Source organism: Pseudomonas sp. RSB 5.4 (assembly GCF_037126175.1).
Lineage (GTDB): Bacteria > Pseudomonadota > Gammaproteobacteria > Pseudomonadales > Pseudomonadaceae > Aquipseudomonas > Aquipseudomonas fluorescens_H.
The window spans coordinates 4670582-4684942 of sequence record NZ_CP146986.1 but is presented as its reverse complement, the minus strand read 5'-3'; the positions used below and the strand labels follow the sequence as shown (position 1 = coordinate 4684942).

Here is a 14361-nt window from a genome sequence, read left to right as displayed (position 1 = left end):
GGCGACTGACCCTCCACGGTGCAATGCCGTGGAGGGTGCGGCTTACTTGAGGTTGACCGACTGGAACCAGCTCTTCATCGAGCAGGTGGCAAAGGCACTGGTGCTGCAATCGCCGTTGGCCAGCGCGGTGCGCAGTTTGTCGACATCAGCCTGCATCACGTAGCGCACGCTATCTTTGAAGTGACCGCTTTCGCCAAAACCACCTTCGGTCATTTCACGCAACGCGTCTTCCTTGCTCCAGCCCTGCACCACAATCCGGTACATCGCCGCCATCAGGCCGGTGCGGTCGGAACCATGCTTGCAATGCATCAGCACCGGGCCATTGGTTTCGGCAGCCTGAATCGCGCGCAGGGTCTTGAGCACATCGCTGTCATCAACGTGGTTGGTGCGATATGGCAACTGCACCTGATTGATACCCGGCTCGGACAACCAATTGCTGTCAGCTTCCGGCAGGAAGTTGATCACCGTCACCACTTTCAGATTTTTCAACAACGGCACCACGCCGCCATCCGGCAAGGCACTGCGGTAGAGCGTGGGCGACATCTGGAACAGGTTGTATTGCACTTCCACCGGCTGCGCCCACTCCGGCGGGCGCGACGGCGCAGAGGCGTCAGCCTGGGCCGGCATCAAATGCAGCAGGGCAACAAGCGACAAACACAAAGCAGGAAAAAGGCGCACTCGAGACATGCTGGGCTGACCGTATCGGGATTCATCAATGAAAGGTCCCGTAGTTTCCAGGGGAGAGGGTCAAAGCCCTGTGAGGCACTTGTCAAAGAATCGTGAATCCATGCGATTTCATTGAGCGCCAGATAAAAAATGGCGGGTTTTTCCGCTGAATCGGTTCATCCCGATGTGTAGCCTGCTACCATTTGTCACACGATGTTGCAGGCGTCCCCCTTTTCCCGGTCAAGCACCGGGCCACGCCGCGACGAAAAAATGCTCAAGCCGTTCGCAGAAACGGACAACCATCAATGCCTGATGAGGTGCACCCCCATGTCTGATGCAGATCGAGACAACCCCCGGCGTGAGTTCCTGCGCAAATCCCTGACCCTGATTCCCGTGGTCACCCTCGCCGGTACCGGTCTGGGCAGCAGCGTGTTGCAAGCTGCGCCTGAGGCTACCCCGGCGGCGCCAGCAGCCACACCGGCCAAGGCGGACGCCAGTGCTTATCAGCCGAGCTATTTCACCGCCGAGGAATGGGCCTTCATCAACGCCGCCGTGGCGCAATTGATCCCCAACGACGAGCAAGGCCCGGGCGCCCTGGAAGCCGGCGTGCCGGAATACATCGACCGCCAGATGAACACCCCGTACGCCGCCGGTGCCCTGTGGTACATGCAAGGCCCGTTCAACGCCGACGCCGCGCCGGAGATGGGCTGGCAGAGCAAACTGGTGCCCAAAGAGATCTATCGCCTGGGCATCGCCGCGACGGATCAGTGGGCAAAGTCGCTCAACGGTAAAACATTTGCCGAGCAAGACAGCGCTACCCGAGACGATCTGCTCAAGAAACTTGAAGCCGGAAAACCGCAGTTCGATGCGGTTCCCGCGAAGATTTTCTTCAGCCTGCTGCTGCAAAACACCAAGGAAGGGTTCTTCTGCGACCCGATCCACGGTGGCAATAAAGGCATGGTCGGCTGGACCATGATCGGCTTCCCCGGCGCCCGCGCCGATTTCATGGATTGGGTGGAACGCAACGAGCAATACCCCTTCCCGGCAGTTTCGATTCGCGGCGAGAGGGCGTGAGCATGGCAACGGTAATGAAGAAGGTCGACGCGGTGATCGTCGGTTTTGGCTGGACTGGCGCGATCATGGCCAAGGAGCTGACCGAAGCCGGGCTCAACGTGCTGGCGCTGGAGCGCGGGCCGATGCAGGACACTTACCCCGACGGCAACTATCCGCAGGTGATCGACGAACTCACCTACAGCGTGCGCAAAAAACTCTTTCAGGACATCTCGAAAGAAACCGTCACCATCCGCCACAGCGTCAACGACATCGCCCTGCCGAACCGCCAGTTGGGTGCGTTCCTGCCGGGCAATGGCGTCGGCGGCGCCGGTCTGCACTGGTCGGGCGTGCACTTTCGAGTCGATCCGATCGAGCTGCGCATGCGCAGCCATTACGAAGAACGCTACGGCAAGAGTTTCATCCCCAAGGACATGACCATCCAGGACTTCGGCGTCAGCTATGAAGAGCTGGAACCGTTTTTCGATTTCGCCGAAAAAGTCTTCGGCACCTCCGGCCAGGCCTGGACCGTAAAAGGCCAACTGGTCGGTCAGGGCAAGGGCGGTAACCCTTACGCACCGGATCGCTCCAATCCGTTCCCGCTGGAAGCGCAGAAGAATACCGTTTCCGCACAGCTGTTCGGCAAAGCGGCGACAGAGGTCGGTTACAAACCCTACAACCTGCCTTCGGCGAATACTTCAGGCCCTTACACCAATCCCTACGGCGCGCAGATGGGCCCGTGCAACTTCTGCGGATTCTGCAGCGGTTACGTTTGCTACATGTATTCCAAGGCTTCGCCGAACGTGAACATTCTGCCGGCGCTGCGTCCGCTGCCGAATTTCGAGCTGCGCGCCAACGCCCATGTGCTGCGGGTCAATCTTGACAGCACCAAGTCCAAAGCCACCGGCGTGACCTACATCGACGGCCAGGGCCGCGAGATCGAGCAACCGGCGGATCTGGTGATCCTCGGCGCTTTCCAGCTGCACAACGTGCGCCTGATGCTGCTCTCGGGCATTGGCAAACCGTACGACCCGATCAGCGGCGAAGGCGTGGTCGGGCGTAACTTCGCCTACCAGAACATGGCGACCATCAAGGCGTTCTTCGACAAGGATACCCACACCAACAACTTCATCGGCGCCGGCGGCAACGGCGTGGCGCTGGACGATTTCAACGCCGACAACTTCGACCACGGCCCGCACGGCTTCGTCGGCGGCTCGCCAATGTGGGTCAACCAGGCGGGCAGCCGTCCGATTGCCGGCACCTCGAACCCGCCCGGCACCCCGGCCTGGGGCAGCCAGTGGAAGCGCGCGACCGCCGATTACTACACCCACCAGGTGTCGATGGACGCCCACGGCGCGCATCAGTCCTACCGTGGCAACTACCTCGATCTGGATCCGGTGTACCGCGATGCCTACGGCTTGCCGCTGCTGCGCATGACCTTCGACTGGCAGGAAAACGACATCAAGATGAACCGCTTCATGGTCGAGAAAATGGGCAAGGTCGCCCAAGCCATGGGCCCGAAAGCCATTGCGGTGATCGGCAAGCAGGTCGGTGATCACTTCAACACCGCGGCCTACCAGACCACCCACCTCAACGGTGGCGCGATCATGGGCACCGATCCGAAGAAGAGTGCTCTGAACCGTTACTTGCAGAGCTGGGACGTGCACAACGTGTTCGTGCCGGGTGCTTCGGCATTCCCGCAGGGCCTGGGTTACAACCCGACCGGGCTGGTGGCGGCGTTGACCTACTGGTCGGCCAAGGCGATTCGCGAGCAATACCTGAAAAACCCCGGCCCGCTGGTTCAGGCTTAAGGAGCGATGACCATGAAAAATCTCGTTATCGCCACCCTGGCCCTGCTCGGCAGTGCTGCCGTGCACGCCGCCGACGTCGATCAAGCGCTGATCAAACAAGGCGAATACCTCGCCCGCGCGGGTGACTGCGTGGCCTGCCACACCGCCAAGGGCGGCAAACCGTTCGCCGGCGGCCTGCCGATGGAAACGCCGATCGGCACGATCTATTCGACCAACATCACCCCGGACAAAACCGGTCTGGGTGACTACAGCTTCGAGGACTTCGACAAAGCGGTGCGTCACGGCGTCGCCAAAAACGGCAGCACGTTGTACCCGGCAATGCCCTATCCGTCCTACGCCCGGGTCAGCGAGGGCGACATGAAAGCGCTGTACGCCTACTTCATGCACGGCGTCGAACCGGTGGCCCAGGAGAACAAGGCCAGCGACATTCCATGGCCGCTGAGCATGCGCTGGCCGCTGATGGGCTGGCGCTGGCTGTTCGCGCCGAAGGTCGAGGACTACAAGGCCACCTCGGATGATCCGGTGATCGATCGCGGCGCCTATCTGGTCGAAGGCCTCGGCCATTGCGGCGCCTGCCATACGCCACGGGCGCTGACCATGCAGGAAAAATCCCTGAGCGCCACCGACGGCAAAAACTTCCTCGCCGGCAGTGCGCCTCTGGAAGGCTGGATCGCCAAGAGTTTGCGCGGTGATCACAAGGATGGCCTGGGCAGCTGGAGCGAAGCGCAACTGGTGCAGTTCCTCAAGACCGGGCGCAGCGACCGCAGCGCAGTGTTCGGCGGCATGAGCGATGTGGTCACCCACAGCATGCAGTACATGACCGATGCCGACCTCACTGCGATCGCCCGCTACCTTAAGTCGCTGCCGGCCAATGATCCGGCGGACCAGCCGCACCAGTACGACGAGAAAGCGGCCAAAGCCCTGTGGAACGGCGACGACAGCCAGCGTGGCGCGGCGGTGTACATCGACAACTGCGCGGCCTGCCATCGTACCGACGGCCATGGCTATACCCGGGTGTTCCCGGCGCTCGCGGGCAATCCGGTGCTGCAATCGGAGGATCCGACTTCGCTGATCCACATTGTGCTCAAGGGCGGCACCCTGCCAGCCACACACACCGCGCCATCGACCTTCACCATGCCGGCGTACGCCTGGCGGTTGTCGGATCAGGAAGTGGCGGATGTGGTGAGTTTCATTCGTGGCAGCTGGGGCAACAAAGGGGCACCGGTCAAGGCCAGTGATGTGGCCGCGCTGCGCAAGGATGATATGCAGACCACGTCCGGTGATGACCTCGGTCAGGTGACGCAACACAACAACTGAGCAATCGCCCGACGGCACTAGTCAGATGTGCTACGCCCCGATACTGTGTGCATATACAGTATCGGGGCGTTTTCATGTCTACTCCATTGCCACCTCGCGGTCGCGGCACCGCGACCAACCCGCACAACCGCTTTGCGCCGAATCGCTCGGTGGTCGAGGACGACGGCTGGTACCAGGAAGTGCCCGAGACGCAGAACACCGAGGTGATGATCGAGACCGCGAAAACCATCATCACCCGCAACACCTCGCCTGACCTGCCGTTCGACCGCTCGATCAATCCCTACCGCGGCTGCGAGCACGGTTGCATCTATTGCTATGCGCGACCGAGCCACGCCTATTGGGACATGTCGCCGGGGCTGGATTTCGAAACCCGGCTGATCGCCAAGACCAACGCCGCCCAGGTGCTTGAGGAACAGTTGAGCAAACGCGGTTACCAATGCGCGCCGATCAATCTTGGCTCCAACACCGATCCGTATCAGCCCATCGAACGCGAGCACAAGATCACCCGCCAGACCCTCGAAGTGCTGCTGCGCTACCGGCATCCGGTGACCATTGTCACCAAGGGTTCGCTGATCCTGCGCGACCTCGACCTGCTCACCGAACTGGCGCAGCAACGACTGGTGGCGGTGATGATCAGCCTGACCACGCTGGACGACGAACTCAAACGCATCCTCGAACCCCGTGCCGCCGCGCCCAAAGCCCGGTTACGAGCGATCCGGGTGATGCGCGAAGCAGGCATTCCCGTGGGGGTGCTGTGTTCGCCAATGATTCCGATGATCAACGACAGCGAAATCGAAAGCCTGCTGGCCGAAGCCCACGCCGCTGGCGCGCAAAGCGCCGCCTACATGATGTTGCGCCTGCCGCTGGAGGTGGCGCCGCTGTTCGAGGAATGGCTGCAGGCGCACTATCCGCAGCGCGCCGCCCATGTGCTGAGCCTGATCCGCCAGAGCCGTGGCGGCGAGCTCTACGACAGCCGTTTCGGCGCGAGGATGCGCGGCGAGGGGCCGTTTGCCGACCTGCTTGCGCAGCGTTTTGCCAAAGCCATTAAACGTCTCGGTTTGAACCACCGTGAAGGCTACAACCTCGATTGCACTGCCTTCTGTCCGCCGGGTCGCCAGATGTCATTGATTTAGCGACAATTAGCCTACGGTTGATGGGTTGGAATCCTTCCGTCGAAACACGCCAGTCACGTTTTTTGTGATCTGGAACACACGTTCTAGAGCGCTTGATTCAGTTTGAGTTAAGTTTCGGCGGCTACCTTGTTCATCGAGTGACTGACGGGTCGGGATGGCCCGGATGTTTTAAACAGCCACTGGCTTCATACCGGAATACACGGGAACGACTCCCCGAATCCGCCAAAGAGGATGAATCATGAGTGATAAGGATAAACAGCCGTTGGCTGCGTCGGCGCAAGCCGTCCCTGGGGCGGAATCCGCCGATGCAGCGCTGCGAACGATCGTTGACGGCTTTTTGCATTTTCATCATGAGGTCTTCCCCCAACAGGAAGAACTCTTCAAGAAACTCGCCACGGCGCAATCGCCACGGGCAATGTTCATCACCTGTGCCGACTCGCGCATCGTGCCCGAGCTGATCACCCAGAGCTCCCCCGGGGATCTGTTCGTGACCCGTAACGTCGGCAACGTCGTGCCGCCTTACGGCCAGATGAACGGTGGCGTTTCCACCGCCATCGAATACGCGGTGCTGGCACTGGGCGTGCAGCACATCATCATCTGCGGCCATTCCGATTGCGGCGCCATGCGTGCGGTACTCAACCCGGACAGCCTGGAAAAAATGCCGACGGTCAAAGCCTGGTTGCGCCACGCCGAAGTGGCAAAAACCATGGTGCACGAAAACTGTAACTGCACCGACGAAAAAGAAAGCATGCCGATCCTCACCGAGGAGAACGTCATCGCCCAACTGCAGCACTTGCGTACCCATCCTTCGGTAGCCTCACGCATGGCGAACGGTCAACTGTTCATCCATGGCTGGGTCTACAACATCGAAACCAGCGAAATCAAAGCTTACGACGCGGATCAGGGACGCTTCCTGCCGCTCGACGGCAGCCATCCGATTCCGGTGGCGACGCCCAAAGCGCGCTTCTAAATCTTCCTAAAAATCTGTGTGGTTTGACGCCGGCCGCTGTTTCAGCGGCCCGGCCTCGCCATGCCTGAAGAAAACTTCGGGAGAGTCACCATGCGTGCTGCTCAATTGAAAGCGGTTCTGCCACGGGAGCTGCTGGCTTCGGTGGTGGTGTTTCTGGTCGCGCTGCCGCTGTGCATGGGCATTGCGATTGCGTCAGGGTTGCCGCCAGCCAAAGGCCTGATCACCGGGATCATCGGTGGCCTGGTGGTAGGTTGGCTGGCGGGTTCGCCGTTACAGGTCAGCGGGCCGGCGGCGGGTCTGGCGGTGTTGGTATTCGAGCTGGTGCGCCAGCACGGCATCGAGATGCTCGGGCCGATTCTGTTGCTCGCCGGTTTCCTGCAACTGGTGGCCGGGCGTTTGAAGCTCGGGTGCTGGTTTCGGGTGACGGCGCCAGCGGTGGTCTACGGCATGCTCGCCGGGATCGGCGTGCTGATCGTTCTGTCGCAAGTGCATGTGATGCTTGATGCCAAGCCACAACCCTCCGGCCTGGATAACCTCACGGCCTTCCCCGGCGCGGTGGCGCAGGCCTTGCCGTCGTTCGGCTGGCAGGCCGGGTTGCTCGGGCTGGCGACCATTGCGGTGATGTGGCTGTGGGAGAAGTTTCGCCCGCATTCGCTGCGCTTCATTCCCGGCGCGCTGCTCGGTGTCGGTCTGGCCACGGGTGCCAGCCTGTTGCTGGCGCTGCAGGTCAAACGCGTCGAGGTGCCGGAGAATCTGGCCGAAGCCATCGACTGGCTGAAACCCGCCGACCTGCTCAGCCTTGCCGACCCGACCCTGCTGATCGCTGCGTTTGCCGTGGCGTTTATCGCCAGCGCCGAAACGCTGTTGTCCGCCGCCGCGGTGGATCGCATGCACAACGGCGTGCGCTCGGACTTCGACCGTGAACTATCAGCGCAAGGTGTCGGCAACATGCTCTGCGGTCTGGTCGGTGCGCTGCCGATGACCGGGGTGATCGTGCGCAGTTCGGCCAACGTCCAGGCCGGCGCGACCACCCGTTACTCGACGATCTTCCATGGCCTGTGGCTGCTGGCGTTCGTGCTGTTGCTGTCGAGCGTGCTGCAGAGCATTCCGGTGGCGAGTCTGGCGGGGGTGCTGGTGTACACCGGTTTCAAACTGGTGGACTTGAAAGCGTTTCGCGGCCTGGGCCGTTACGGGCGGATGCCGATGTTCACCTACGCCGCCACGGCGCTGGCGATCATCTTCACCGACCTGCTGACCGGTGTGTTGATCGGTTTCGGTTTGACGGTGCTGAAACTGGCCTTCAAGGCTTCACGCCTGAAGATCAGCCTGATCGACCTGCCGCAGGATGGTGAGATGGAACTGCGTCTGGTCGGCGCGGCGACCTTTCTCAAGGTGCCGGCGCTGACCCAGGTGCTGGGCAGCATTCCGGCGGGGACGACGGTGCATGTGCCGCTCAATAACTTGAGCTACATCGACCATTCGTGTCTGGAGTTGCTGGAGGAGTGGGGCCGGGCGAATGCCGCGAAAGGGTCGAAGTTGTTGATTGAGTCGCGTGGGTTGAAGCGACGGCTTGAGGGGCGGGTTCGCACAACAACAGGCATCGGCGCTGCCGGTTAAATCTCCGGGTTGAACTCAACCCCTGTAGGAGCTGCCGCAGGCTGCGATCTTTTGCTCTTGATTGTTAAAAACAACATCAAAAGATCGCAGCCTGCTGCAGCTCCTACATTGGATTGTGTGTAACTCAGGCAGCGGGCTGGTCGAGCTCCAGGCCCACGCCGAGGCGACGGCCCATGCACGGCCAGCGCTTCCACGCCGCACCGGTATCCGGGCTGCTGAGTTTGTCGCGGTAGGCCTCTACCGATTCCAGCGCAAAACTCTCGTCGTCGAGCATCTCGTCGATGGCGTGATGCACCACTTCGTCCAGTTGATTGGCAAATTCCTCACCGAGCAATTGGTGAGCAATCAGATTGGCGACCGTCATGTCCAAGGGGATCAGTGGCTGGCCGAGGTGCTTGATGTACAGGTCGTTGACCTCTTCGACAAAGCGGTGCGCCAGATAGGCTTCGTCCAGCAGGCTGTCCAGACCGACCGGCGGCTGAAGGAAGTACTGCTCGGCGATTTTCAGCACCGGTTTGATCTGCGACTCGATTCCCGCTTCCCTGGCAACTTCATTGGCTGCGTCCAGCATGTCTGGTACTTCATCGATATAGGCGGTGACAAAGCTCGTCAACGCTTCTTCGCGGTTAGCGTCCGGCAACTGGATAGCCGAATGCAGATGAGGCAACTTGGCTTCCAGCTGACGCTTGAGGCGTCCGGTTTCATTTTCGGTTTGTCGGGCTTTTTGGATCTGCTCGCGCAATGCGGCGGTGTTCATGAAAACTCCAGGAAACAAGGCAATGAAATAGGGAAGACATAACTTAGCTGGCTTACGAAAAATGCTAAGACGCATTTGTCATAATTATTTCATCCTTGATACACCTGCGTTATATCGGTTTGCCACCACTCGTCTGCATCCTTCTCCATTCGTGCCCTTGAGCGCAAGTCCCGGCTGTTTCAGATCATTTACGCGATCGCGTTGCAATTCTCCGCCGCTGTCTATACTCGCCATTGAATGGAGTTAGCTGATGACGCCCGACTGCACCCGCAGCAAGGCCCGGCGATTCAAGTTCGTAGTCTGATGCAGCCGCTCCCTTGCCGCGGGCCGAAGCCGGCGGGATAACAAGAACGATAAGGGGAACCCGCAATGATGCGACATCCACACGTCTGGATGGGCCTCCTGTTGTGGTCGATTTTCAGCCCGGCCAATGCGGCCTGGACTGTGAATATGGCGCCTGGAGCGACTGAAATCAGTCACGCAGTATTCGACCTGCACATGACCATTTTCTGGATCTGTGTGGTGATCGGGATCATCGTCTTCGGCGCCATGTTCTGGTCGATGATCGTGCATCGCCGCTCGACCGGGCAGGTCGCCGCAAAATTCCACGAAAGTACCACCGTCGAGATTCTCTGGACCGTCGTGCCGTTCCTGATCCTGGTGGCGATGGCCGTGCCGGCGACCGCCACCCTGATCCGCATGTACGACACCAGTGAACCGGATATCGATATCCAGATCACCGGTTACCAGTGGAAGTGGCACTACAAATACCTCGGTCAGGATGTCGAGTTCTTCAGCAACCTGGCCACCCCCGCCGAACAGATCCACAACAAGGAAGCCAAGGGCGAGCACTACCTGCTCGAAGTCGACAAGCCGCTGGTGCTGCCGGTCGGCGCCAAGGTGCGCTTCCTCGTGACTTCCGCCGACGTGATCCACTCGTGGTGGGTGCCGGCCTTCGCGGTCAAGCGCGATGCGATCCCCGGGTTCGTCAACGAAGCCTGGACCCGCATCGACAAGCCCGGAATCTATCGCGGGCAGTGCGCCGAATTGTGCGGCAAGGATCACGGCTTCATGCCGATCGTGGTCGACGTCAAAGAGAAGCCCGATTACGACAAATGGCTGGCCGACCGCAAGGCCGAAGCCGCTCAGCTCAAAGAGCTGACCAGCAAGGAATGGACCCTCGACGAACTCAAAGAGCGCGGCGACAAGATCTATCACACCACCTGCGTGGCCTGTCACCAGGCCGAGGGCCAGGGTCTGCCGCCGATGTTCCCGGCGCTCAAGGGCTCGCCGATTGCCACCGGGCCGAAAGCCGACCACCTGCACCGCGTGTACTTTGGCAAGCCCGGCACCGCCATGGCCGCGTTCGGCAAGCAATTGTCGGAAGTCGATATCGCAGCGGTCGTGACCTACGAACGTAACGCCTGGGGCAACAACAAGGGCGATATGGTCACGCCAAAAGAAGTGCTGGAGCTCAAACAGGCGGAAACCAAATGAGCCGGTCTATCGCGTACTTCGTGAACCGGCCGGGGCAACGCGCCCCGGCCAGCCCCGTCCACTCACGTAAAGGAGACCGGCCATGAGCGCTGTAATCGATGACCACGGTCATGCCGACCACGCTCACGGCCCCGCCAAAGGCCTGATGCGCTGGGTGCTGACCACCAACCACAAGGATATCGGCACGCTGTACCTGTGGTTTGCGTTCTGCATGTTCCTGCTCGGCGGCTCGTTCGCCATGGTGATCCGCGCCGAACTGTTCCAGCCCGGACTGCAGATCGTCGAGCCGGCGTTCTTCAACCAGATGACCACCATGCACGGCCTGGTGATGGTGTTCGGGGCGGTGATGCCGGCGTTCGTCGGCCTTGCCAACTGGATGATCCCGTTGATGATCGGCGCGCCGGACATGGCCCTGCCTCGGATGAACAACTTCAGCTTCTGGCTGCTGCCGGCGGCGTTTCTGCTGCTGGTCTCGACCCTGTTCATGCCCGGTGGCGGGCCGAACTTCGGCTGGACGTTCTACGCGCCGCTGTCCACCACCTACGCGCCGGAAAGCGTCACCTACTTCATCTTCGCCATCCACCTGATGGGGATCAGTTCGATCATGGGCGCGATCAACGTGATCGCCACCATCCTCAACCTGCGCGCCCCCGGCATGACCCTGATGAAAATGCCGCTGTTCGTCTGGACCTGGCTGATCACCGCGTTCCTGCTGATAGCGGTGATGCCAGTGCTGGCCGGTTGCGTGACGATGATGCTGATGGACATCCACTTCGGCACCAGTTTCTTCAGCGCCGCCGGTGGCGGTGACCCGGTGCTGTTCCAGCACGTGTTCTGGTTCTTCGGCCATCCCGAGGTGTACATCATGATCCTGCCGGCCTTCGGCGCCGTCAGCCAGATCATCCCGACCTTCTCGCGCAAGCCGCTGTTCGGCTACACCTCGATGGTCTACGCCACGGCGAGCATCGCGTTCCTGTCGTTCATCGTCTGGGCGCACCACATGTTCGTGGTCGGCATCCCGCTGGTGGGCGAGTTGTTCTTCATGTACGCGACCATGCTCATCGCCGTGCCGACCGGGGTGAAAGTGTTCAACTGGGCCAGCACCATGTGGCAAGGCTCGCTGACCTTCGAAACGCCGATGCTGTTCGCCGTGGCGTTCGTGATCCTGTTCTCGATCGGCGGTTTCTCCGGGCTGATGCTGGCCATTGCTCCGGCGGACTTCCAGTACCAGGACACCTACTTCGTGGTCGCGCACTTCCACTACGTGCTGGTGCCGGGTGCGATCTTCGGGATCTTTGCCTCAGCCTATTACTGGCTGCCGAAGTGGACCGGGCACATGTACGACGAAACCCTCGGCAAGCTGCACTTCTGGCTGTCGTTCGTCGGCATGAACCTGACTTTCTTCCCGATGCACTTCGTCGGGCTGGCGGGGATGCCGCGACGGATTCCGGACTACAACCTGCAGTTCGCCGACTTCAACATGGTCTCGTCGATCGGCGCATTCATGTTCGGAACCACGCAGATCTTCTTCCTGTTCATCGTGATCAAGACCATCCGTGGCGGCGAACCGGCACCGGCCAAACCGTGGGATGGCGCCGAAGGCCTGGAGTGGAGCGTGCCGTCACCGGCGCCGTATCACACCTTTACTACGCCGCCGGAAGTGAAATGAAACGCCTTGCCTTTGTGGGAGGGGGCTTGCTCCCGAATGCGTCAGATCATTCCACTCATGTGTTGAATGATGAACTGCATTCGCGAGCAAGCCCGCTCCCACAGGGGATCTCGGCTGAGGCTGAAAATCATGGCTGACTCGATCTCGCTGAAAAAACTGGTCACCCGCCTGCTCGGCGTGGTGGTGGCAATGTTTGTCTTCGGTTTTGCCCTGGTACCGATCTACGACGTGATGTGCAAGGCCTTCGGCATCAACGGCAAGACCGCCGGGCAGTACGAGGGTGAGCAGGTGGTGGATAACTCGCGGCAGGTGCGCGTGCAGTTTCTGTCGATGAACAACGCCGACATGCCGTGGGAGTTCTACCCCAAGGGTGAGGAACTGGTGACCCATCCCGGCGGCGTAAACGAGATGATCTTCGTCGCCCGCAACCCCACCGACAAACCGATGAGCGCCCAGGCCGTGCCGAGTATCGCACCCAGCGAAGCGGCGGCGTATTTCCACAAGACCGAATGCTTTTGCTTTACCCAGCAGGTGCTGCAGCCCGGTCAGCAGATCGAGATGCCGATGCGTTTCATCATTGACCGCGACATGCCCAAGGACGTGAAGCACCTGACGCTGTCCTACACGCTGTTCGATATCACCGCCCGTCATCCACCGGTGGCTGCAAACACTGGCGGTTAAGCGTGCCCGATAAGGAGAACAATAAATGGCAACTCATGAGCACTATTACGTTCCGGCCCAGAGCAAATGGCCGATCGTCGCCACCATCGGCATGGTCACCACCGTGTACGGCCTGGCGACCTGGTTCAACGATCTGAAGGCTGCGCGCCCGGAATCCCACGGCCCGTACATCTTTTTCGTCGGCGGGCTGCTGCTGGCGTACATGCTGTTCGGCTGGTTCGGGGCGGTGATCAAGGAAAGTCGCGCCGGGCTGTACAGCCCGCAGCTCGACCGCTCGTTCCGCTGGGGCATGAGTTGGTTCATCTTCTCCGAGGTGATGTTCTTCGTCGCCTTCTTCGGCGCACTGTTCTACGTGCGGCACATTTCCGGCCCGGCGCTGGGTGGCGAAGGCCCGAAAGGCATCGCGCACATGCTCTGGCCGAACTTCCAGTTCACCTGGCCGCTGCTGCACACCCCGGACCCGAAACTGTTCCCGCCGCCCAAGGAAGTCATCAGCCCGTGGGGCCTGCCGCTGATCAATACGATCCTGCTGGTCAGCTCCAGCGTGACCATCACCATCGCCCACCACGCCTTGAAAAAAGGCCATCGCGGTGCGCTGAAAATCTGGCTGGCGATCACCGTGCTGCTGGGCTGCGGCTTCCTCGCATTGCAGGCCGAGGAGTACATGCACGCTTATCACGAACTGGGTTTGACGCTGGGTTCGGGCATTTACGGCGCGACGTTCTTCATGCTCACCGGTTTCCACGGCGCCCACGTGACCATCGGCACGATCATTCTGTTCGTGATGCTGATGCGCATCATGAAGGGCCATTTCGATGCCGAGCATCAGTTCGGCTTCGAGGCGGCGAGCTGGTACTGGCACTTCGTCGATGTGGTGTGGATCGGCTTGTTCGTCTTCGTTTACGTACTCTGAGCGCTGATCACCAAGGCGCGTGCGACACCAGTTGGCCGCTGTAGAAGCCCCAGGCGATCAGGCCGACGGTGGCCGCGGCCAATGCCACCCGAACACTCAAGGCGATCACCAGGCGATTGGAACTGCTGTCGTCCTTGACCAGGAAAAACAGGCCGCTGAACAGGCTGATCACCGTGGCAATCAGCAGCAGGACGATGGCTGCTTTGAGCATGGGAAGACTCCGGGGGACAGGCGATGCAGTTGAGTATAGCGATCGCGACGACTGACTTTTTGGCACGGC

Annotated in this window: 13 protein-coding genes; 10 read left to right on the top strand and 3 right to left on the bottom strand. The window is 60.7% G+C overall.

The window, feature by feature from the left end:
- Positions 1–42: 42 nt before the first annotated feature.
- The gene (locus V9L13_RS21250) at positions 43–687 is read right to left on the bottom strand and encodes a dual specificity protein phosphatase family protein (RefSeq protein ID WP_045122239.1); all 645 of its coding nucleotides are present in this window, start codon (positions 685–687) and stop codon (positions 43–45) included.
- A 306-nt stretch (positions 688–993) separates the two neighbouring features.
- Here V9L13_RS21250 and V9L13_RS21245 point away from each other — a divergent pair, with 306 nt between their 5' ends.
- From V9L13_RS21245 to V9L13_RS21220, 6 genes are all read left to right on the top strand, one after another.
- Positions 994–1740, top strand: coding sequence for a gluconate 2-dehydrogenase subunit 3 family protein (locus V9L13_RS21245; protein ID WP_338800460.1), 747 nt, complete (start codon positions 994–996; stop codon positions 1738–1740).
- Between the two features lie 2 nt (positions 1741–1742).
- The gene (locus V9L13_RS21240; RefSeq protein ID WP_003220366.1) at positions 1743–3527 is read left to right on the top strand and encodes a GMC family oxidoreductase; all 1785 of its coding nucleotides are present in this window, start codon (positions 1743–1745) and stop codon (positions 3525–3527) included.
- A 12-nt stretch (positions 3528–3539) separates the two neighbouring features.
- Complete coding sequence (locus tag V9L13_RS21235; protein WP_338800459.1) at positions 3540–4844, top strand: cytochrome c; 1305 nt, start codon at positions 3540–3542, stop codon at positions 4842–4844.
- A 74-nt stretch (positions 4845–4918) separates the two neighbouring features.
- Positions 4919–5977, top strand: coding sequence for a PA0069 family radical SAM protein (locus V9L13_RS21230; protein ID WP_338800458.1), 1059 nt, complete (start codon positions 4919–4921; stop codon positions 5975–5977).
- 238 nt (positions 5978–6215) lie between these two features.
- Positions 6216–6947, top strand: a complete 732-nt coding sequence (locus V9L13_RS21225; RefSeq protein ID WP_098966495.1) for a carbonic anhydrase — start codon at positions 6216–6218, stop codon at positions 6945–6947.
- Positions 6948–7037: 90 nt separating this feature from the next.
- A complete protein-coding gene (locus V9L13_RS21220; RefSeq protein ID WP_338800457.1) occupies positions 7038–8564 on the top strand; it encodes a SulP family inorganic anion transporter in 1527 nt (508 codons plus the stop codon).
- 124 nt (positions 8565–8688) lie between these two features.
- Here V9L13_RS21220 and V9L13_RS21215 read toward each other — a convergent pair whose 3' ends face one another.
- Positions 8689–9321: a hypothetical protein gene (locus V9L13_RS21215; protein ID WP_338800456.1), complete on the bottom strand. Its 633-nt coding sequence runs from the start codon at positions 9319–9321 to the stop codon at positions 8689–8691.
- 369 nt (positions 9322–9690) lie between these two features.
- On the opposite strand from V9L13_RS21215, the gene coxB reads away from it, so the two are divergent.
- The 4 genes from coxB to V9L13_RS21195 all read left to right on the top strand — a co-directional run bounded on the left by coxB (position 9691) and on the right by V9L13_RS21195 (position 14081).
- The gene (gene coxB, locus V9L13_RS21210) at positions 9691–10818 is read left to right on the top strand and encodes a cytochrome c oxidase subunit II (RefSeq protein WP_338800455.1); all 1128 of its coding nucleotides are present in this window, start codon (positions 9691–9693) and stop codon (positions 10816–10818) included.
- 82 nt (positions 10819–10900) lie between these two features.
- Positions 10901–12487, top strand: a complete 1587-nt coding sequence (ctaD, locus tag V9L13_RS21205; protein ID WP_103483955.1) for a cytochrome c oxidase subunit I — start codon at positions 10901–10903, stop codon at positions 12485–12487.
- Positions 12488–12616: 129 nt separating this feature from the next.
- Entirely contained in the window at positions 12617–13168 is a 552-nt protein-coding gene (locus tag V9L13_RS21200; RefSeq protein WP_003220348.1) for a cytochrome c oxidase assembly protein, read from the top strand.
- A gap of 25 nt (positions 13169–13193) precedes the next feature.
- On the top strand, positions 13194–14081 hold the full coding sequence (locus V9L13_RS21195) for a cytochrome c oxidase subunit 3 (protein WP_103483956.1): 888 nt from the start codon (positions 13194–13196) through the stop codon (positions 14079–14081).
- A 7-nt stretch (positions 14082–14088) separates the two neighbouring features.
- Here V9L13_RS21195 and V9L13_RS21190 read toward each other — a convergent pair whose 3' ends face one another.
- Positions 14089–14292, bottom strand: a complete 204-nt coding sequence (locus V9L13_RS21190) for a twin transmembrane helix small protein (RefSeq protein ID WP_003220344.1) — start codon at positions 14290–14292, stop codon at positions 14089–14091.
- Positions 14293–14361 lie beyond the last annotated feature (69 nt).